General features: G+C 66.3%; 20 protein-coding genes. 7 read left to right on the top strand and 13 right to left on the bottom strand.

The window, feature by feature from the left end; genetic code table 11:
• Positions 1–169 precede the first annotated feature (169 nt).
• The 6 genes from ILT42_RS06665 (at position 170) to ILT42_RS06640 (ending at position 4430) form a co-directional block, all read left to right on the top strand.
• Positions 170–1363, top strand: coding sequence for an extracellular solute-binding protein (locus ILT42_RS06665; protein WP_204214653.1), 1194 nt, complete (start codon positions 170–172; stop codon positions 1361–1363).
• The gene (locus ILT42_RS06660; protein ID WP_204214652.1) at positions 1360–2283 is read left to right on the top strand and encodes an aldose 1-epimerase family protein; all 924 of its coding nucleotides are present in this window, start codon (positions 1360–1362) and stop codon (positions 2281–2283) included. Before ILT42_RS06665 ends, ILT42_RS06660 begins: the two co-directional genes overlap by 4 nt.
• 56 nt (positions 2284–2339) lie before the next feature.
• Positions 2340–2552, top strand: a complete 213-nt coding sequence (locus ILT42_RS06655) for a hypervirulence associated TUDOR domain-containing protein (protein ID WP_204214651.1) — start codon at positions 2340–2342, stop codon at positions 2550–2552.
• Between the two features lie 131 nt (positions 2553–2683).
• Positions 2684–3688 (top strand): LysR family transcriptional regulator, encoded by a 1005-nt coding sequence (locus tag ILT42_RS06650; RefSeq protein WP_204214650.1) that lies wholly within the window; start codon positions 2684–2686, stop codon positions 3686–3688.
• Between the two features lie 48 nt (positions 3689–3736).
• A complete protein-coding gene (locus ILT42_RS06645) occupies positions 3737–3880 on the top strand; it encodes a hypothetical protein (RefSeq protein WP_204214649.1) in 144 nt (47 codons plus the stop codon).
• Between the two features lie 94 nt (positions 3881–3974).
• Entirely contained in the window at positions 3975–4430 is a 456-nt protein-coding gene (locus ILT42_RS06640) for a helix-turn-helix domain-containing protein (protein WP_204214648.1), read from the top strand.
• Here the strand turns inward: ILT42_RS06640 and ILT42_RS06635 are convergent.
• From ILT42_RS06635 to ILT42_RS06610, 6 genes are read right to left on the bottom strand one after another with little or no spacing between them, the layout of a single operon-like run.
• A complete protein-coding gene (locus ILT42_RS06635) occupies positions 4427–4669 on the bottom strand; it encodes a hypothetical protein (protein WP_204214647.1) in 243 nt (80 codons plus the stop codon). The two genes, ILT42_RS06640 and ILT42_RS06635, sit on opposite strands and share 4 nt — an antisense overlap.
• 47 nt (positions 4670–4716) lie before the next feature.
• Positions 4717–5217, bottom strand: a complete 501-nt coding sequence (locus ILT42_RS06630) for a ParB N-terminal domain-containing protein (protein ID WP_204214646.1) — start codon at positions 5215–5217, stop codon at positions 4717–4719.
• 14 nt (positions 5218–5231) lie between these two features.
• Positions 5232–6626, bottom strand: coding sequence for an MATE family efflux transporter (locus ILT42_RS06625; RefSeq protein ID WP_204214645.1), 1395 nt, complete (start codon positions 6624–6626; stop codon positions 5232–5234).
• On the bottom strand, positions 6613–7638 hold the full coding sequence (locus ILT42_RS06620; RefSeq protein WP_204214644.1) for a PLP-dependent cysteine synthase family protein: 1026 nt from the start codon (positions 7636–7638) through the stop codon (positions 6613–6615). Before ILT42_RS06620 ends, ILT42_RS06625 begins: the two co-directional genes overlap by 14 nt.
• Positions 7589–9040: a type III PLP-dependent enzyme domain-containing protein gene (locus ILT42_RS06615; protein WP_204214643.1), complete on the bottom strand. Its 1452-nt coding sequence runs from the start codon at positions 9038–9040 to the stop codon at positions 7589–7591. Before ILT42_RS06615 ends, ILT42_RS06620 begins: the two co-directional genes overlap by 50 nt.
• Positions 9037–10005 carry a hypothetical protein gene (locus ILT42_RS06610; RefSeq protein WP_204214642.1) on the bottom strand — a complete coding sequence of 323 codons (969 nt, stop codon included), beginning with the start codon at positions 10003–10005 and terminating at the stop codon, positions 9037–9039. Before ILT42_RS06610 ends, ILT42_RS06615 begins: the two co-directional genes overlap by 4 nt.
• Before the next feature lie 173 nt (positions 10006–10178).
• Between ILT42_RS06610 and ILT42_RS06605 the strand changes: the two genes are divergently transcribed.
• A complete protein-coding gene (locus ILT42_RS06605; RefSeq protein ID WP_204214641.1) occupies positions 10179–11105 on the top strand; it encodes a LysR substrate-binding domain-containing protein in 927 nt (308 codons plus the stop codon).
• A 19-nt stretch (positions 11106–11124) separates the two neighbouring features.
• On the opposite strand, the gene ILT42_RS06600 is transcribed toward ILT42_RS06605, so the two are convergent.
• Genes ILT42_RS06600 through ILT42_RS06570 form a run of 7 tightly spaced genes read right to left on the bottom strand, consistent with a single transcriptional unit; the run spans position 11125 to position 18896 of the window.
• On the bottom strand, positions 11125–12540 hold the full coding sequence (locus ILT42_RS06600; RefSeq protein WP_204214640.1) for an FAD-binding oxidoreductase: 1416 nt from the start codon (positions 12538–12540) through the stop codon (positions 11125–11127).
• A 3-nt stretch (positions 12541–12543) separates the two neighbouring features.
• Positions 12544–13302, bottom strand: coding sequence for an SDR family NAD(P)-dependent oxidoreductase (locus ILT42_RS06595; protein ID WP_204214639.1), 759 nt, complete (start codon positions 13300–13302; stop codon positions 12544–12546).
• Positions 13299–15080 carry an SMP-30/gluconolactonase/LRE family protein gene (locus tag ILT42_RS06590; protein ID WP_204214638.1) on the bottom strand — a complete coding sequence of 594 codons (1782 nt, stop codon included), beginning with the start codon at positions 15078–15080 and terminating at the stop codon, positions 13299–13301. The genes ILT42_RS06595 and ILT42_RS06590 overlap by 4 nt, the downstream gene beginning before the upstream one ends.
• Positions 15014–16000 carry an NAD-dependent epimerase/dehydratase family protein gene (locus ILT42_RS06585; RefSeq protein WP_204214637.1) on the bottom strand — a complete coding sequence of 329 codons (987 nt, stop codon included), beginning with the start codon at positions 15998–16000 and terminating at the stop codon, positions 15014–15016. The genes ILT42_RS06590 and ILT42_RS06585 overlap by 67 nt, the downstream gene beginning before the upstream one ends.
• 11 nt (positions 16001–16011) lie before the next feature.
• The gene (locus ILT42_RS06580; protein ID WP_204214636.1) at positions 16012–17136 is read right to left on the bottom strand and encodes an ABC transporter ATP-binding protein; all 1125 of its coding nucleotides are present in this window, start codon (positions 17134–17136) and stop codon (positions 16012–16014) included.
• A 13-nt stretch (positions 17137–17149) separates the two neighbouring features.
• Positions 17150–17980 (bottom strand): carbohydrate ABC transporter permease, encoded by an 831-nt coding sequence (locus ILT42_RS06575; protein WP_204214635.1) that lies wholly within the window; start codon positions 17978–17980, stop codon positions 17150–17152.
• Between the two features lie 10 nt (positions 17981–17990).
• A complete protein-coding gene (locus ILT42_RS06570; RefSeq protein WP_204214634.1) occupies positions 17991–18896 on the bottom strand; it encodes a carbohydrate ABC transporter permease in 906 nt (301 codons plus the stop codon).
• Between the last annotated feature and the right edge of the window lie 12 nt (positions 18897–18908).

The raw sequence follows: 18908 nt of genomic DNA, 5'->3' as shown, positions 1-18908 counted from the left end.
CGCCCTGACCTTGGGTCGGGATCACGATCAGTCGACCACTTCGGTCAAGGCCGTTGTCGCCACAGTTTCTTTTTGCTTCACTGCCGCAACGGAAGAGTGACGTTCCGCGGGAATGCCGCGGCAGGTCAGGGATCGGCTTTACGCAGCCGCAACGAGAGGGAGAGTTCGGATGGATCAGGGTAGTTCAATCAATCGCCGCCACCTGCTGGGCGGCGCTGCTGGTCTGGCCGCGCTGTCGGCCACGGGAGCCCGCGCGCAGGCGCCGGCCTTGCCAAAATCCCCGGTGGCCATCAACGTCATCGACGTCGGCGGCGCCCTGGCCCTGATGCAGAAGGCCTTCGATGCCTACAAGCAGGCCAAGCCCGAACTCGTCTCCCGCATAACATACGTCAAGGCTCCCGCGCCCGAACTCGCCAGCAAGGTCAAGGCGCAGCAGGATGCGGGCCGCATCGACATCGACATGATCCTGACCGGCAGCGACGGCCTCGCGGCGGGCCTGGAGCAGGGCCTCTGGCTGAAACTCCTGCCAGCCTATAATGATCGCTTCCCGGGCCTGGAGGCCAATTACGAGCCTGCCGCCCTGAACCTGCACAAGGCGCAGGGCCAGGGTTTCGGCGTCGTCATCAATTACTATCCGTCCGGCCCGATCCTCGAATATGCACCTGAGCGCGTGAAGTCCGTGCCCACCACGGCCGAGGAACTGCTGGCCTGGGCCAAGGCCAATCCGAACCGTTTCATGTATGCGCGCCCGGCCAATTCCGGCCCCGGCCGCACCTTCATGATGGGCCTGCCCTATATTCTGGGCGACAAGGATCCGAAGGACCCGGTCAACGGCTGGGACAAGACCTGGGCTTATCTGGCGGAGCTCAATCCGAACATCGAGTACTATCCGTCCGGCACCACCGCGACCATGAAGGAGTTCGGCGAAGGCTCGCGCGACATCATCATCTCGACCACCGGATGGGACATCAATCCCCGGGCGCTCGGCATCGTGCCCAAGGAAGCCAAGATCGCGACGCTCAAAGGCTTCCACTGGGTGTCCGACGCCTTCTTCATGGTGGTGCCGAAGGGCGTCTCCGACGACAAGCTCGCGGTGCTGCTCGACCTGATGAATGACCTCCTGAAGCCGGAGAGCCAGGCCTTCGCCTATGACGAGGGTTATCTCTATCCGGGCCCGGCGGTGAAGAACGTGCCGCTCTCCATGGCCCCGAAGGAGAGCCAGGACGTGATCCGCGAATATGGCCGTCCCGAATATGCCAGCCTCATCGCCGACAACCCCATCGAGCTGCCGTTGACGCCGGACAAGATGGTGCTGGCCTTCCGCCGGTGGGACGAGCAGATCGGTTCGAAGAAGGGCAAGTGACGGCTCAAACCATCCCGGGCGACAGCATCAGTCTGTCGTCCGGCACCAGCCGGGCCGAGATCGCCCTCCTGGGGGCGCAGCCGATCCGCTGGCAGGTGGGCGGTCGGGACCTCCTGTGGAGTGGCGACCCGGCCTATTGGGCGTGGCATGCCCCGGTCCTGTTTCCCGTCGTCGGCCAGGTGAAGGGCGCTCGGGTGCGTATCGCCGGGCGGAGCTACGACATGCCCCGTCACGGCTTCGCGCGCACGTCCCGCTTCCGATGCGTCGAGCGAGGGCCCGATCAAGCTCGTCTTCGCCTGGAGCCGGAGGACGCCGATACGACGTTCCCGCTCCCGTTCCGCCTCGACCTGGAGGTGCGCCTGGAGCTAAGCGCGCTGAGACTCGCGTTCACGGTGCACAACCCAGGCCCAGACGTTCTGCCCTACGCGCTCGGGCTCCACCCCGCTTTCCCCTGGCCGTTCGACGGCTCGTCCCCGGAGGGGCACCGTCTCGTCTTCGCGGAGCCGGAGAGACCCGAGGTTCCGGTGATCACGGCCGAAGGGCTGATCGCCACCGCCCGACGGCCCATCCCCCTGGCGGACCGGAAGCTTGCGCTGGCGTCCGATCTATTCCGCGACGACGCCCTGGTGTTTCTCGATGCCCACAGCCGATCCTGGCGCTTCGAGGCGCCCTCCGGGGCTGCGATCGAGATGACCGTGGAGCATTTCCCTCATTTGGCCGCGTGGACCAAGCCTGGCGCCCCGTTCCTGTCCCTGGAGGCTTGGACCGGATATGCGGATCCCGAAGGATTCGACGGCGATCTCCAGGACAAGCCGGCGATGATCTGCCTGGAGCCGGGTGCGCAGAGGTGCCACCGTCTGGCGATGATCGTCCACGACAGCCCGTCTTCACGCACCCGGGACGGAACGGGAAAGCCGTAGCGCCGTTTCGCATTCAGAGGGCGGCAGGTTTTCTCGGAAGCGGACAGGAGTGCTCCATGACGAAAGCGTTCAAAGCCGGCGACAAGGTGGAATGGGATTCCTCGGGCGGGCACAGCGTCGGCAAGGTTGTCAAGAAGCAGACCTCCGAGACCCACATCAAGGGCCATAAGGTGGCGGCTTCCAAGGACGACCCGCAATATATCGTGAAGAGCGACAAATCCGGCAAGGAAGCCGCTCACAAGCCGAGCGAGCTCAAGAAGTCCCGCTGAGGCCGACGCGCGTCGCTGATCATGGGATAGTCCCGATGTGCCAGACCTTCGGATCGGAGCGGGCCACTTCATCATTGAAGTAATGTTACGACTGCATAGTATGGCCTGCCCATGAATCGCGGCAGGCCCGAATGCCCTTCGACCCAGACCAGCATCATCTCCATCGCGGTCCCCTGGACAACGAGGAAATCCTCAGTGGCCAATTCTGGGGCGAGCTGCGCGTCTTTCTCGCCGTCGCCAAGTCGTTCAACCGGGCTGCCGAGGTTCTCAACACGAGCCAGCCGACGGTGAGCCGCCAGGTCAAGCGCCTCCAGGACATCTTGGGCGCAAAGCTCTTCATGTCCACCCGACATGGCATCGAGCTGACCGTGAAGGGGCACTCGCTCGCCCAGGCCCTGACAGCGCTCGACCATTCTCTCTTCAATCTGACCAACGGTCTCAGGACGGAGCCGCAGCAGGCCGAGGGCGTCGTGCGTCTCAGCATCACGGACGGGCTGAACACGTTCTTCCTGACGCCCGCCATTCCGTCGTTCGGTCAGAAGCACCCCGGCATCCAATTGCATTTGAAGAGCCTAATCAACCTCGTGAGCCTGCGCGAGAACCAGACCGACGTGATGATCGGGTTCAGCCCCCCGGACGGGACGGATGTGACCTATCGGCATTTGGGGCGATTGCACTTCGTCCCCGTGGCGGCCAAGTCCTATATCCAACGCCACGGCATCCCGACGCGAGAGAACCTTTCGCAGCACTTTTTCCTGCAGTCGGAGTTTTACGCGGCCAAGACCACCCAATGGTCTGAATGGAACCACATCCTCCAGGCCGGCCGGGTCGCGCACCTGTGCGACAATTCCATGGCCTACGGAATGCTGGTGAAGGCAGGCCTCGGCATCTGCCTTCTGGGCAGCTACACCATCCTCGAGCCTGACGCCGTTCCGCTGGACCTCGGCGTGAAAGTCTCGTTGCCTCTTTATGCCGTTGCCCTCACCGAGCGCCTGAGCGTCAGGCCTGTGGCGATCGTCTTCGACTGGCTTCACGAGATTTTCGGGCCACCCAATCCTTGGTTTCGTCCGGAATGTCGCCTCGATCCTCCCACAACCCGTTTCGATGCGGGGATCAGGCAATTGTTCAATCTCTAGAACCACTGCAACATGTCTTGGAATCATCCGTTTTCGGATCGGTGGCTCATGGTGTTGATGACTGCGAAAGTCGCCGAACGAGGATCGCGGCCGGTCTCCGGGATGATCCGAGGCGTTCCGACCTCACCGTTCGACCGCCAGAATTTTGACGATACGAAAATGGCGACGGGCTTCAACGAAAACGTTGAATGATCCCCTGCGAAGACCCGATAGATTCGTCGTGTGCTTCCCATCCTGGGCACGTTATGGGATCGAGACGTCGAGCACTCTCGCGCGATGTCCTCACGTGATCGAACCCGCTCGCCATTCCATGAAAAAATCGCCCAATGACATTGATCGCCATGTCGGCAGCCGGGTTCGAGCCAGGCGTCTGGCTCTCGGCATCACGCAGGAGGCGCTGGGGGCCGCTCTCGGCATTACCTTCCAGCAGATCCAGAAATACGAGAAGGGGGTCAATCGCATCGGATCGGGCCGTCTGCAGGGGATTTGCGACGTTCTGGACGTGCCGGTCGGGTACTTCTTCGATGGGACGCCGGGAACCGAAGGCTTCGGCGCCGATGCGGCGAAGGACTTCGATGCCATCATGACCATGCCGGATGGCATCAGACTGGTGCGGGCCTTCATGGCCCTCGGCGATCCAGGGCTCCAGCGCAACCTCGTTGTCCTCGTCGAAGCCGCCGTTGGGCTTGGGTGCGGATCCGACCCGGTGAAGAACGTTCGCGAGAGCCACGGACGGCCTTAGTGCACCAGTCCGACCCTGTCGGAAAGGCGCCGCGCGAACACCATGACTTTCATCTGGGCTTCCGGGTCGAGCGGCGCGACGGCCCGCATGGCGTCCAGCAGGGTCGGTTTGGCCGCGAAATGACTGCACTCGATCATCGCGACCGGTTCGATCAAACCATCCCTCATGGCTTCGGTCAGAATATCGGTCGCGTAGGCGATGAGTTCGTCGCGATCCAGTGTCGGTTTGCGCTTGTTCATTCTAGGCTCTTTCCCGGGACAGGAGGGTCTATGGATCGCGAACAGGCTCACGCGGCCGTTCTCAGGCGTCTTTCGGCTACGCCGTAGCGGGCCCCGGGAACCTGCACGTTCGGCGTGCCTTCGCCGTTCCAGACCCAGTCCATGTGGCGACCGAACTCCTGCTCGAGGCGCAACCGCGCGAGAGGCACGAGGCAGGGCGGAAGGGCTTCGGCGAAGAGATGCCGGGTGGTCTTGGGAGGATAGAGGTCTCCGGCGAGCGCCCGCCGCATGATTTCGGTCGGACTGACCTCGAAGCCGTCCCGCCACGCGCGCAGTTCGACCTGATCGTACGTGAGAGAAACCACCGGTATCATCTGCAGGCCGAGTCGATGCGCGGCGGCCAGCCGGTGATGGCCGTCCATCACGGCGCCGGTCTCGCGTTCGATGCAGACGGGCGTCGTCCAGACCCCGGCGCGCAGGATCAGGGACGCGACCGCATCCGCATGCGGCGAATCGGTTTCCTCCGTTGCCCGCAGGTCGAGAACGGAGCGCAGGACAATATCCTTCATGACTTCCTCCAACTTCAAGCCGTGATCGTTCGGGGAGTCGCCGCCGTGGGCAGCGTCACCATTTCAAGGCGGGCCACCAACATGGCGGCGGTCGCATAAAGACCGAGTCCGAGGCCGCACCATGCGCCTATGGGCCCCCAGAGCGTGGCCCCGCCGAGGAGCCAGGCGGCGGGCAAGCCGACGACCCAATAGCCCAGAGTTCCGGCCACCATGGTGGAGCGCGCATGCTTGAGGCCGCGAAGAGCCCCCATGGCGATGTTCTGAGTCCCGTCCGCCCATTGGAAAAAGGCCGCGACGGACAGAAACCCCGCCGCCAGAGCCACGATGTCGTCGCGCTCCGCCACCCCGGGCCCCACGAGGGCGGCCGCCAGCGAGGCTCCGAAGACCATGAAGAGACAGGCCGTTCCCGTCATCATGACGAGGCCGATCATGATCGCCTGCCGGCTGAGCCGCCTGGCCTCCGCCAGGTTGCCCGATCCCGCAGCTTGTCCCGCCCGAACGGAGGCCGCATAGGACAAGCCGACCGCCAGCATGAAGGCGATGTAGACGCATTGGTTGGCGATCTGGTGGGCGGCCAGGGCCACTTCGCCAAAGCGCCCGATGATGAGGGCCACGCCCGTGAACAGCCCGGCTTCGACCCCGTAGGTGATGCCGATCGGGATCCCGAGGCGCAACAGCTCCCCTGCGTCGCGGAACAGGCGGCCGCCATGCCCCAGCCAGGTCAGATACTCCGCCAGGCGGCGGCGGCAGGAGAGCCAGAGGGCCCCGGCCATGAACAGGTACGTCAGCGTACTAGCGAAGCCGCACCAGGCCAGCCCGAAATCGGTCCGCCGATCCGGGGGTAAATCCAGGGCGACGCCGACGACGACCGCATTGAGAAGCGCCTTGATGGCGACGGCCGCAACCGTGATCGCCGTGATGGGTCCGGGTTTCGCGAGCCCGACAGTCAGTCCCCGCAGGCACGTGAAGATGAGACTCGGAACTATCCCGAGCGCAGCCAGCCGCAGATAGTGCGACGCATGCGCGACGGCGCCGGGCGACTGATCGAGAACGAGAAGCAGCGGGGCCGAAAAGGCCGTCAGCCCGCCGGCGAGAAGGCCCAGGCCGAGGGCGACGATCATGCCCGACCGCACGGCCCTCCGGATGCCGGCCGGGTCCTGCGCGCCGCGCGCGAAGGCGACCTCGTTTCCGACGGCCGCGAGAACCCCGACGCACATGATGTGAACCAGGGAAAAGACCGCCGTCCCGAGGCCGCCGCCTGCCAGCGCTCCCATGCCGAGGCGCCCGAACGTGATCGTGTCCACGAGCCCAAGGGCCACGACCGCCACCTGCGCCGCCATGAGGGGCACCGCCAGGCGTAGTGTGTCGCCCGTGCCGAACCAGACCGATGCCGCTTCAGGCCGCCGCATGGATGTCCTCCGACGCATCGATGCTCGTGAGAACCATGGCGAGGTCCGTTTCGACGCTTCTGTCCAGGAGGCGGCGCTCGGTCATCCAATCGTCGTCATAGATCGTGTCGAGGTATTTCTCGCCGCCGTCCCCCACGAGAGCCACCATCGTGCCGCTGCCGGGCAGCGTGCGCAGACGCTCGGCGGCGGCATAGATCACGCCCCCCGCCGACCCGCCGAGCAGCAAGCCGAACCGGTGCGCCATGAATCGGCAGGCATTGAAGGCCGCCGCATCGCCGACGGTGCATCCCTCGTCGATCAGAGGGTAGTCGATCACCGATCCGAGGGCGACGTCGGGCGGCACGCCCGTACCGGACTGATAATAGGTGCCTCCCTGGGCACCGAAGATGACGGAGCCCTTGGGCTCGACGCCGATGACCCTGGTCCTGGGACATTGCGCTTTCACGCCTCGGGCCGTGCCGCACAGCGAGCCCCCCGTGCCCACCGACCCGATCAGCAGGTCGAACGATCCCAGGACCTCCACGAGATCGCGGGCCAAGCCATCATAGGAAGCAGCGTTGGCCGGGTTCTCGTGCTGGGCCATCAGAACCGCACCCGGCGTGGTCTCGGCGATCTCGCGGGCGAGGGCTTCCCGGTCCGCCGTGGCGACCCGATCTCCCGGCCGATCGGCTCCGATGACGACCGCGGTGGCACCGAGGGCCTTCATGGTCCGGATCTTGTCCTTCGCCGTCTGGTGATCGACCACCACGATGAAGCGGTAGCCTCGCTCGGCAGCCACCATGGCCAGACCGGTCCCGGTATTGCCGGAGGAGGACTCGACGATGGTGCCGCCGGGTTTGAGCCGACCGGAGCGCTCCGCGGCATCGATCATGCCCCGGGCCATGCGGTCCTTCATGCTGCCGCCGGGGTTGAATTTCTCGAGTTTGAGGAAAAGGCGCCAATCGCTGTTGCGGATGCGCAGTTCAAGCAATGGCGTGCAACCGATCCAGTCCGTGACGCGGGTGATGATCATCGGCAGGGCTCCTGTCGTAGGGGATGGCGGGAGGGTGCCAGTCGGCCTGGCAGAACAGGTCGTCCTCGCACCAGCGGAGGCCTTCACAGCGGTGCCACAGGGCAAGCTTTCTCGGCAGCGGCGACCGATGGAAGGGGGATTCGTTGGAATCCATCTGGTAGCCGGCCGTGTTGGCGTAGATGAGCAGGTCGCCCGGCAGGGGCGGAACCGGAAACGCGACCTTGCGCCATGTGAGCATGTCGGCGTCGAGGCAGCTCGCGCCCGCCACACAGGCGCGAACCAGGCCAGCGGGCCTCGGCTCTCGGGGAAGCAGGATCGGATCGGGCAGGAACTCGCTGGAGAACCATTGTTCGGACAGGCTGAAGCTCTGTCCCTCCACCCCGAGAATGGAATAGCCGTCGTCCCGGGCTTTGACGGACCTGACGCGGAACGCCGTGAGGCCCGCCCCGTCGAGCAGTGCGCGGCCGGGCTCGATGGCGACGGTGAGGCCCCCCCGGGCGCAGAGGCCGGCCAGGGTGCCGCCCCCGGCGAGTGGCGCCGCCAGGCAGGCCCGCAGGGCCTCATGGCCGGCGATCGGCGCGTGGTAGGGATAGAAACCCTCGAACCGACGTTGCGCATGGAAATCCGCCGCCGTGACGGTATCGTTGAACAGGTCCCAGTCCTCGCCTCCCACGTAGCGCACCGGCCAGCCGCCGCCGAGATCGATGAGCGTGGGGCGCAGGCCGTGCTCACGGGCAGCCTCGCAAAATGCCGCAAGGCCGGCGCCTGCCCGCGCCCGCGCGCCGACGTCGTATCCGCTCAGGTGAACGGAGAAACCCTCAAGGGTGAGGCGGGCTTTGGCCGATGCCAGCAGGCCGAGCGCGTGGGACACCTCGTTCGCCGTCATGCCGAACCGGCTCCCGACCTCTGCGGGCGTCCGGTGGCGCAGCACGACGCGGCCCTCCTGGTGATCCTCCGCCTCCATGAGCCCGACCAGGGCCTGTAGTTCCTCGACGCTGTCGACCGCGATGCAGGCGCGATGACGCAGGGCCAGGCGGTGCAGGGATGAGCCTTTGTCGGGCCCGGTCACCATCAGGTCCTCGCCTCGCAATCCGGCCATGAGGGCGGCGCTCATCTCCTGCCTGCTGGCGATGTCGGCGCCGATGCCGCATCGGGCCGCGGCCTCCAGGAACGCCTGGCTCTTGTTGGCCTTGGCGGCGAAGTAGATCCGCCCGGCCACACCGGCCTCCCGGAAGACGCGGTCGAAGGCGGCCCCGCGCTCCGCGAGCGCATCGGGAAACACCAGATGGCAGGGGGATCCGAAGCCTTCGACGAGGGAGCGCAGCAGGCCGGATTCCGCCGCGATGAGGCGACGGCCGATCCCCTCGAGACGGGCTGGAAGCCGGAGTGGCGTCGCGCTCATCGGAACCCGCCGAACCGATGGCCCGCGCCGGTGCGTCTCGCGACTTCGTAGACCGCTTTGGCAACCGCCACATCGGTGACCGCAAGGCCGCTATTGTAGGCGAACACGATCTCGTGCGCTTCGGTTCGCGCAGGCTTCCGGCCGAGCAGGATGTCCGGCAATTCGGCATCGACAATGGGAAAGCGCCCCTTGGCGTCGGCCAAATCCCTGCCGGTGGTGTGCAACTGCGCCTCGCTCGTGGCCAGCACCCGGTCCGCCCCGTGCAGCACGTCTCCGGCGAGGCCGTATCCCAGCAGGATCGCGGTGGCGCCCGGCTTGAGCATCGCGTGGGTCACAAGACCGCCCGCGCCCGGCCCGCCTGCCCCTATGACGATGTCGGCATGCCGGGCCGCCTCGGTGGGATCGCCGCAGAAGCGCGCCTGGCGACCCGCGAGAACGGCCCGCTGTTCCGAGAGCATACGCTCCACCGCCTCCTGGCGCGGCGCGAGAACCAGGAGTTCCGTCAGCTCCGGCCTGGTCTCCAAGAGAGCCGGGATCGCCGCACGGCCCTGGAGGCCCGCTCCGATCACGAGAGCGATGCGTGCCTCCGGCGTGGCGGCCTCGCGGGCGAACAGGGCCGTGACGGCGGCCGTGCGCGCGGCCGTGATCCATGCGCCGTCCATGAAGGCGAGCGGGCGTCCGGTTGCGTCGTCGAAGAGCGTGATGGTGGAGCCGACGCTGGTGCGGCCGTCTCCCGTGGGAAACTCCGTGTAGGCTTTGAGGCCGAGGGCTGCGGTCCCCTTCACGTGCGCCAGCATGGCAATGGTCATGCTTTTCGCGACGGGCTCGATGGAGACCTTCGGTGGGTTCAGCGAGGTGCCGGTTCCGATTCCCGCAATAGAGGATTCGACGATTTCGAGAATTCGGGATGACGACAGGTCGATCTTCGTAATATCTCCGCCGCCGACTACAAGCAGATCGCTCATCGGTGCCTCCCATGTCTTGGCTTTTGGATGCTGTCGTCTCCGGGCCGGCTCAGGCATTGCCGTATAGGAATGCGACGCTTCGATTTTCTATTTATGGTTACAATGTAATATTGATGGTTGAGCCCCTCGGACAAATGATTTATTCGGGCTTCATAGTTTCCTGGAACGCAACCATGCGCCGCCGCCTGCTGCCCCTTTCCGCCCTGCGCGCCTTCGAGGCCGCGGGCCGGCACGAGAGTTTTCAGAAGGCGGCGGAGGAGCTTGGCGTCACCACGAGCGCCGTCAGCCGGCAGGTGGCCGAACTCGAGCGGGTCCTGGGCGGCAAACTGTTCTCGCGAAGCGTCCGCAAGGTCGATCTCACGGAGGAGGGGCTGCAGTTGCAGACCAGCCTTTCCGACGTCTTCGACGACATGACGATCGCGCTTCGTGCCGCCCGTGAACGGCTCAAGCAGCGTCCGGCTGCGGCGCAGGCGCTCACCATCCACGTTCTGCCGACCTTCGCGACCCGGATCCTGTTCCCCCGCCTGCCCGCCTTCGAGGAGGCGCATCCGGATCTTCCCGTCAGCCTGACCGTGGCGACCGGACAGGGCACGTCCCGCCGGCAGAACCCCGATGTCGTGATCGATTACAGCCCCGTCGCGCCCGACGATGCCGGCAGCATCCTGTTCCAGGAGGATGCCCTGCCGGTCTGCGCGCCGCATTACATCGGGGGAGCTGACTGGGGACGGACGCTGACGCCCGACGACCTGCTCAAGGGTCGCCTCCTGAGCGCGACGGACGATTGCTGGGACTGGAAAATGTGGGCGGCCTTCCAGAGGCTTCGCTGGCCGGCCCAGGTCCGACTCATGCAGTTCGAAACCGACGACCTGACGATCCAGGCCGCGCTGGCGGGCACGGGGATCGCTCTCGTCGAGCGGCGCTTCATCCTGAACGAGCTGGACAGCCAGCGTCTCGTGCCGGTGGGCCGTCAGGCGACGGCGCCGCTCGGGTACTACTTCCTGCGCATGCCGGGCGGCCATGCGACGGGGCCCGCAAAAGCCTTCTCGGACTGGCTTCGATCCGTCGTCCGAGATCTGGACGCCCCACGGGACGGCCGGTGAGCAGCCCGGCCGCGAGGGTTCAGAACAGAACGCCGGGATTGAGAATTCCGGCCGGATCGAAAGCCTGCTTGATCCGCCGCATCAGCGCGCGCTCCGTGGGCTGTGCGTAAACCTCGAAGGCGCGCCGGCCCGTGCGCCCGATGCCGTGCTCAGCCGAGATGCTGCCGTGGCGGGCGGTCACGGCCTGGTAGACGATCGCCCGAACCGCATCGGTTGCGGCTTCCCGGTTCTCCGGGGGGACCTGGTTCAGCAGGGCCGTCACATGCATGTTGCCGTCTGCGGCATGCCCGACGAACACGACGCGAACCAAGGGAACGCGCGCCGCCAGCTCCGTTTCGATCGCATGCAGGAGCGAAGGGAGGTCGTCCGTGGCGACGCTTATGTCGAAAGGCACGGCCGGTCCGGCGCTCCTGTTGGCCTCTGAGACCGCGAAGCGAAGGTGCCACAGCGCCTCGGCCTGTGCGCCGCTCTGCGCCATCACCGCGTCGTCCACGAGCCCCCGGTCCAAGGCGTCCGCGAGCGCTTGCGTCAGGTCGTCGGACAGGCCCGGCTCGTTCGAGCCGGCCTCCAGGAAGACATACCAGCGCGAGGCCGGCTCGATGGGAACGCGAAGGTCCGGAAAGCGAAGGCGGATGAGGTCCATCTCGCCCGCGCACATGAGTTCGAAAGCGATGAGGCCGTCGCCGACCCGCTCCTGGACCGCGTGAAGAAGATTGAGCGCGAGGGCCGGACTTGCCAGCCCGCACAGGGCACTGTGGCGATGCCTCGGGCGGGCCACCAGCCGGAAGGCCGCGGCCGTCACGACGGCCAGCGTTCCTTCCGAGCCGACGATCAGGTGGCGCAGGTCGTACCCGACATTGTCCTTGCGCAGCCTGCGAGGTCCCTCCACGACCTCGCCCGCGGCCGTGACGTATTCGAGGCCCAGGACGAGATCGCGGGTCATTCCGTAGCGCACCACGTTGATGCCGCCCGCATTGGTGGCCACGATCCCGCCGACCGTGCAGGAGCCCTCGCTGCCGAGGCTGACCGGGAACAGGCGCCCGGCCCCTGCGGCGGTGCCCTGCAGGTGCGCCAGAACGCACCCGGCTTCCGCCACGACGGTGTTGCCGACGGGGTCGACGAACCGGATGGCGTTCATGCGCTCCAGGGACAGGATAATGGACCGCCCCGATTCGTCCGGCGTTGCCGCCCCGGACAAGCCCGTATTGCCGCCCTGCGTCACCACGGGCGTCCCGGTGTCGCTCGCCCACCGCATGAGGGCGGCCACTTCGAGCGTGCTGCGCGGCCGCGCCAACAGCCAGGAGCGTCCATGGATCCGCCCGCGCCAGTCCGACAGGCGTGAGGCCAGGACATCGGCGTCGCCCGTGAAGACATCGTGCGGAAGCGATGGCGGCAGGGGAGGTGAAAGCGGAAGAGATGAGGGTACGTCTTGCATCGCCTATACCACGCCCGCATCCACGATGTAGTTCTGGCCGCTGCACATGCGGGCCGCGCCGGACGCCAGGAACAGCACCATGGCGGCCACGTCCTCGGGCCGGATCTCGCCCTTGATGGATTGCCGCGCCTGCGCGGCCTCCCACTTCTCCGGCGTGAACCATTTCTCGCGCTGCCGATCCGTCATCACCCAGCCGGGCGTGACGCAATTCACGCGGATCCCCGCCTCTCCGAGTTCACGCGCCAGAGAACGCGTGAAGCCGATGACGGCGGATTTCGCCGTCGTGTAGGCGATCAGACCCGCTGCACCCTGCATCCAGGACGTGGACCCGAGATTGACGATGGAGCCTCCACCCAGAGCCCTCATGTCGGGTGCCACGGCCTGGCTCACGAACATCATGGGGCGCAGGTTCACGGCAAACCGGTCGTCCCAGTAATCCTCCGTCACGTCCTCGAAGCGATGACGCTCGTCGTGGCCCGCATTGTTGACGAGGATCGAGATTGGGCCAAGCGTTTCTCGCAAATGGGCGACCGCGTTGCGGGTCGCGTCGACATCGCGCAGGTCCGCGTGAGCAAAGGCAACCTTATGGCCTTGCGTCGCGAGAACCCGTTCCAAAGCTTCGCCAGCCTGCTGCGCCACATCGATGAAACCGACACGTGCGCCTTGCGCCGTCAGGGCCTCCACGACGGCCCGGCCGATGCCGTCGGCGCCGCCCGTAACGAGGGCTGTACGGCCGTTCAGGTCGGGATAATGGGCGCTCATCGGCCCGCGAACTCGGAGGCGGGCAGGCCGGCCACGGGGGCGGCGGCCTTGAACAGGCCGCCGGAGAACGGCGCCTGCGCCAGAACCCTGGACGGCAGGCGGATGCGCGCCGTGGTGATGAAGATCGTCTTCAGGTCCGGACCGCCGAAGGCGATGCTCGTAGGGCGCGGAACGGGCAGGCGAAGCTCGCGCTCGATGCGCCCGTCGGGGGCATAGCGGCGCACGCACCAGCCGTCCCAGATCGCGCACCAGACGAAGCCGTCGCTGTCGACGGCCAATCCGTCGGGACGTCCTTCGCTCGGGTCCATCTCGGCGAAAACGCGGCGGTTCGCGATGGCGCCAGCCGCGAGATCGAAGTCGTAGGCGTAGATGCGGCCCGGCGCCGAGTCGGCGAAATAGAACGTCTTTCCGTCCGGGCTCCAGTCGAGGCCGTTGGCCACGAAGAAGCCGTCCGCCAAGCGCCGCCAGGAACGGTCGCCCTCGATGGCGTAGAGCGCGCCGGTGGGCTTACTGGCATCGAGCCGCATGGTGCCGGCCCAGAGGCGGCCCAACCGGTCGCACTTGCCGTCGTTGAAGCGGTTGTCGGGAAGATCCTGCTCTGGGTCGACAAGAGGTGTCAGCCTGCCCGTCGAAAAGTCCAGGGCCTCCAAGCCGTCTTGCGTCAGGGCCGCGATGCCGCCGCTCCGGCACGGGATGACGGCGCTCACGAGGCGCGGCAGAACCACCTCTTCGTTCGTGCCCGTCGACGGATCGAAGCGGTGGACGGACGGCGCCAGGATGTCGACCCAGTAGAGCCGCTTCTCGTGCGGCATCCAGACGGGGCCTTCCGCCAGGTGCGCCCCCCAGGGCAGCACGCATTCCGCGTCGCTTTCACCCGCGACCCGGAGCTTGGGCTGGGGCGTAATGTTGACCGGCATCGCGCCCACATTGCCGGAAATGCGGCGAGCTGCCTCCATCAGGTCTCGGCCCGTCGTATGCAGGCGATCGTTCGAGAGGCGGGCATGCGGTCCGAACACCCCGATGGCCGCGACCGCCCGGCCTGTATGGTCGAAGATCGGCGCCGCGACCGAGACGACGCCCTCCACGTGCTCCTCCAGCGAGATCGCGTACCCGCGCACGCGGGCCAGCGCCAGGTCGGCGTTCAGCGCCTCCTCGTCCACGATGGTCTTGTCGGTGAAGCGCTCCAGGCGGATGCCGTCGAGCATGGCGCGGCGCTCGTGCGGCGGCGCGAAGGCCAGGAGAGTTTTGCCGCCCGCCGTGCAATGGAGGGGGGCGCGGCGCCCGATCTCGATGCGGAATCCGAAGGCGCCGCCCCGGCTCCTCTGGTCGATGTAGAGAATCTCGTGGTTGTCCACGGAGCAGAGCGCGACGGTCTCCCGGGTCTCGTCCGCGAGCCTGTCGAGAACGGGCGCGGCGGCGCCGCGCAGGTCGAAGGATTCCCACACCCGATGCGCAAGCTCGAACAAGCGATGGCCAAGCCGGTAGGTGCTGTCGCTGTCCTCGTAGCGCACGAGACGGAACAGCACGAGCGTGTTGAGCATCCGGGCCAGCGTGCCCTTCGGGAGATTCGTGGCCGCCTGCAGGTCCTTGAACCGGGGCGGGGTCGCGCATTCGCCGATGACCTCGAGAAGATAGAGGCCTTTGGCGAGCGCGGCGGCGCCCGTCGGCACGTCCCGCTCCTCGGGTTTGAGAACCTGCGGGTTCTCCACGCTCACGCCGCCCGATGCCGGCGCGCCCGTGCCTCGGCGGCTTCTGCGATCATCCGGTCGATCGTCCATTGCGGCTCAAATCCCAGTTCGCTGCGGATGTGGGCGTTGGAGGTCTCGTAGAACACCCCGCCGCCCGGCAGATCAATGGTCTTGAGGGGCAGGCCCGTCAACTGCGCCATCCTGGGCAGATGCTCGGCGAAATCGAAGGCCACCGTGGCGCCGAGATTATAGGTGCGGCCCGCCGCCTGCTCGCTCCCGAAGGCCAGCAGAATGCCGTCGACCATGTCCCGCGTCTCGGTGATGTGCATGCGGAAAGGACGGCCCTTCTCGTTGCGGGACAGGACCAGCGCCTCGCGCCCGTCGTCGATGGCCTGCAGCGCCTCCACCATAGCCCTGTTGCCGAACCCTTCCTGCTGGCGGATTTTCGGATGCAGGAAAAAGCGCGGCCCGGAGAAGAAGCTCGATTCGTCGAGAAGCTCGGCGGCGTCCTGGGTGTGGGAGAAACGCAGGATCGTGGCCGGCGTGCCGGAGGTCCGCTCCGCATAACGCACGAGCTCCTCGCCGAGCAGCTTGGTGAGGCCGTAAGGGGAGCGCGGCTTGAGGGGATGGTCTTCGTCCACCGGCAGGTAATTCGGCACGTTCTCGGGGTAGACCTCGCCGGAACTTGCGAACAGGATCCGCCGGGGCTTGTGGCGCAGGGCTTCTTCCAGGAGAACCCGCGTGCCCTCCACATTGGCCCGGTGGAGCCGATCCGCGTCGGCCGGGTGCCAGGACATGAAGGCACCGAGATGCAGCACGGCCGTGACGTCTTCCGCAGCCCTTGCGGCCGCCGGTCTGTCGTCGAAGGTGCCGGTCACTTCCCGGTAATTCGAATGCTGCAAACCGCTCGTCCGAAGATCGAAACCGGTGACAGTCTCGCCCGCCTCAAGCAGGCGGCGGACGACCTTCGATCCGACGCGGCCCGCGCTGCCTGTCACGAGAATGGTCATGGGGCGGCCTTTCAGAGTTGAATGGATTCTTGGGTGTTGGCGTCGAACAGGTGCAGCCGCGAGGGATCGAAGGACACTCTCAGGGAGCCGCTCGTGGATGTTTCGTCGGCGTTCATGAGGCGCGCAATGATGGTATCGGCGCGTCTCTCCTCCTCGGTTCCGCCGGTGCGAGCCAGTGTCGTGCGGTTCTCCTCGGGCACGTCGATGTAGATGTACTTCTCGCTCCCCAGGCTTTCCACGAGGCGCGGCGCCACCTCCACGGTGACGGGCCCGGCGCCCTGCGCGATATGTTCGGGCCGGATGCCGATGACCACGTCCCGTCCCGCCAGCGATGCCGGCGCGGGAAGCGCCACGGCCTGACCGAACAGACGCACGGCCGCCCGGCCCTCGTGGGACGTCACAGGAGAGCGCAGGAAGTTCATGCCCGGCGAGCCGATGAAGCCTGCCACGAAAAGATTGGCGGGCTTGCGGAACATGGTGTCGGGATCGGCGATCTGCTGGATCACGCCGTCCTTCATGATCACGATGCGGTCGGCCATGGTCATGGCCTCGATCTGATCGTGCGTCACGTAGATCGTCGTGACGCCGAGGCGCTTGTGCAGGGCGCTGATCTCGGCGCGGGTATGAACGCGCAGCTTGGCGTCGAGGTTGGAGAGTGGCTCGTCCATCAGGAAGGCCTGCGGCTCGCGCACGATGGCGCGTCCGAGAGCGACACGCTGGCGCTGGCCGCCCGAGAGCGCGCGCGGGCGGCGGTCGAGCAGGTGGTCGACACCGAGGATGCGCGCGGCCTCCACGACGCGTCGGTCGATTTCGGCGGCGGGCGTGCCACGCATCTTCAGGCCGAAACCCATGTTCTTGCGAACCGTGAGATGCGGATAGAGCGCGTAGTTCTGGAACACCATCGCGATGTCCCGGTCGCCGGGCGCCAGATCCGTCACGTCCCTGTCACCGATATGAATCGTGCCGGAGGATGCCTCTTCCAGCCCGGCCAGGATCTTGAGCATCGTCGACTTGCCGCAGCCGGACGGACCGACGAAGACCACGAACTCGCCGTCCGCGATCTCGAGAGAGAAGTCCTTGAGAACCGCCAGCGGGCCGTAGGACTTGGTGACGTTCTGGATGCGAATGCCGGCCATGAAGGAAACTCCACTATTTCTCGGCGCCAGCGGTCAGGCCGCCGACGAGATAGCGTTCGAGGAAGAGGTAGATGACGAGGACCGGCAGGGCGACCAGGATCGAGGCCGCCGAGATGTCGGCCCAGTTGGAAATGTATTCGCCCTTCATGGTCGTGATGCCGAGGTTCGCCGTCCAGTTGGATTGGGCGTTGGTCAGGAAGGTGCGCGCGTAGGCATAGTCCGACCAGGACAAAACGAAGCCGTAAAGCGCCGTCGCCGCAAGCCCCGGCGCCGAGACCGGCAGGATCACCCGCACCATGGCGCCGAACGGAGAGCAGCCGTCCACCATGGCGGCCTGCTCCAATTCGCGCGGGATCGTGTCGAAGTAGCCTTTCAGCATCCAGGTCGTGAAGGGGATGATGAGAGTGGCGTGGGCCAGGATGATCGACCACAGGCTGCCGATGAGGTCGACCGTGCGGAAGATGCCGAAGAGCGGGATCACCAGCAGGGTCGCGGGCAGCATCTTGGCGGTCAGAATGAAGAGGCCCAGCGATTGCCCGCCCCGCACCCGGAAGCGCGACAGGCTGTAGCCCGCCAGCACCGACACCGTCATGGACAGGACCACGCTGCCCAAGGCCGCCAGCGCGGAGTTGGAGAGCCAGAGCAGGATCGGGCGGTCGCGCAGGATCTGCCCGAATACCTCCCAGCGCGGCGTCTCGGGCCAGAACTTGGGCGGCAGGGCGCGGAGCTGGTCGGGCGTCGAGATCGCGGTCACGAACAGCCAGTAGATCGGGAAGACCAGGAGGCCGCAGACGACGATGACGGAGCCGTAAAGAAAGATGCGGTCGAGGGGACGAGACTTCATGGCGGCTCTCTCAGATGTTGTCCGGCGCGCGGCCCATCATCAGGCGGCTCGCGATGACGCAGACGATGAGGGTCACGACGCCGATGGCGGAAGCGTAGCCCATCCGGAAGAACCCGAAGGCCTGCTCGTAGGTCATGATGGACAGGCTCTGTGTGGCCTTGAGGGGTCCGCCGCCCGTGAGCACGTAGATGATGGAGAAGTCGCGGAACACCCACAGCATGACGAGCACGAGGGTGACGCCGAGAACGGGCATCAGCGACGGGATCGTGATATTGACCAGACGCTGCCACGCATTGGCGCCGTCCACCCGCGCGGCGTTGTAGAAGTCCTCCGGGATCGATTGCAGGCCTGCCAGCATCATGATCGACACGAAGGGATAGCCCTTCCAGATCATGGTGACGCAGACCACGAAGAACGCGGCGCCGGGCGACGAGAACCAGTTCACCGTGGTGTCGATGAGCCCAAGCTTGATGAAGATCCAGTTCATGAGGCCGAAGGAGGAATCGAACAGCCACGCGAAGATCACCACGGCGATCACCTCCGGCACCGCCCAGGGCAGGGCGACGAGCAGGCGCGCGAGAGTGCGGCCCCGGAACCGGTTATTGACGAGAAGCGCCGTCCCGAGCCCCAGGAGGAAGCAGAAGAAGCTCACGATCACGACGAGCTTGAACGTGACCCAGCTGGCGTTCCAGAAATCGGGCGAGGCGAAGAGGCGCTCGTAATTCGCCGTCGTGAAGGGACGGCGGGGCTGGTCGAGCCGCGCCAGGTTCACGTTCTGGAACGACAGGTCGACCGAGACGATGAGCGGATAGAGGATGATCAGGCCGATCAACAGAACGGCGGGCGCCAGCAGGAGGTAGCCGAGCCAGTGGCGGCGGCTGGGGCGTGCGAGATCGAGACTGAAACCGGACTTCATGAACATCCTCAG

Origin of the sequence: Microvirga pudoricolor (genome assembly GCF_016892705.1) — a bacterium.
GTDB classification, from domain to species: domain Bacteria; phylum Pseudomonadota; class Alphaproteobacteria; order Rhizobiales; family Beijerinckiaceae; genus Microvirga; species Microvirga pudoricolor.
The sequence above is the reverse complement of the archived record's forward strand: the minus strand, read 5'-3'. Positions and strand labels throughout refer to the sequence as shown.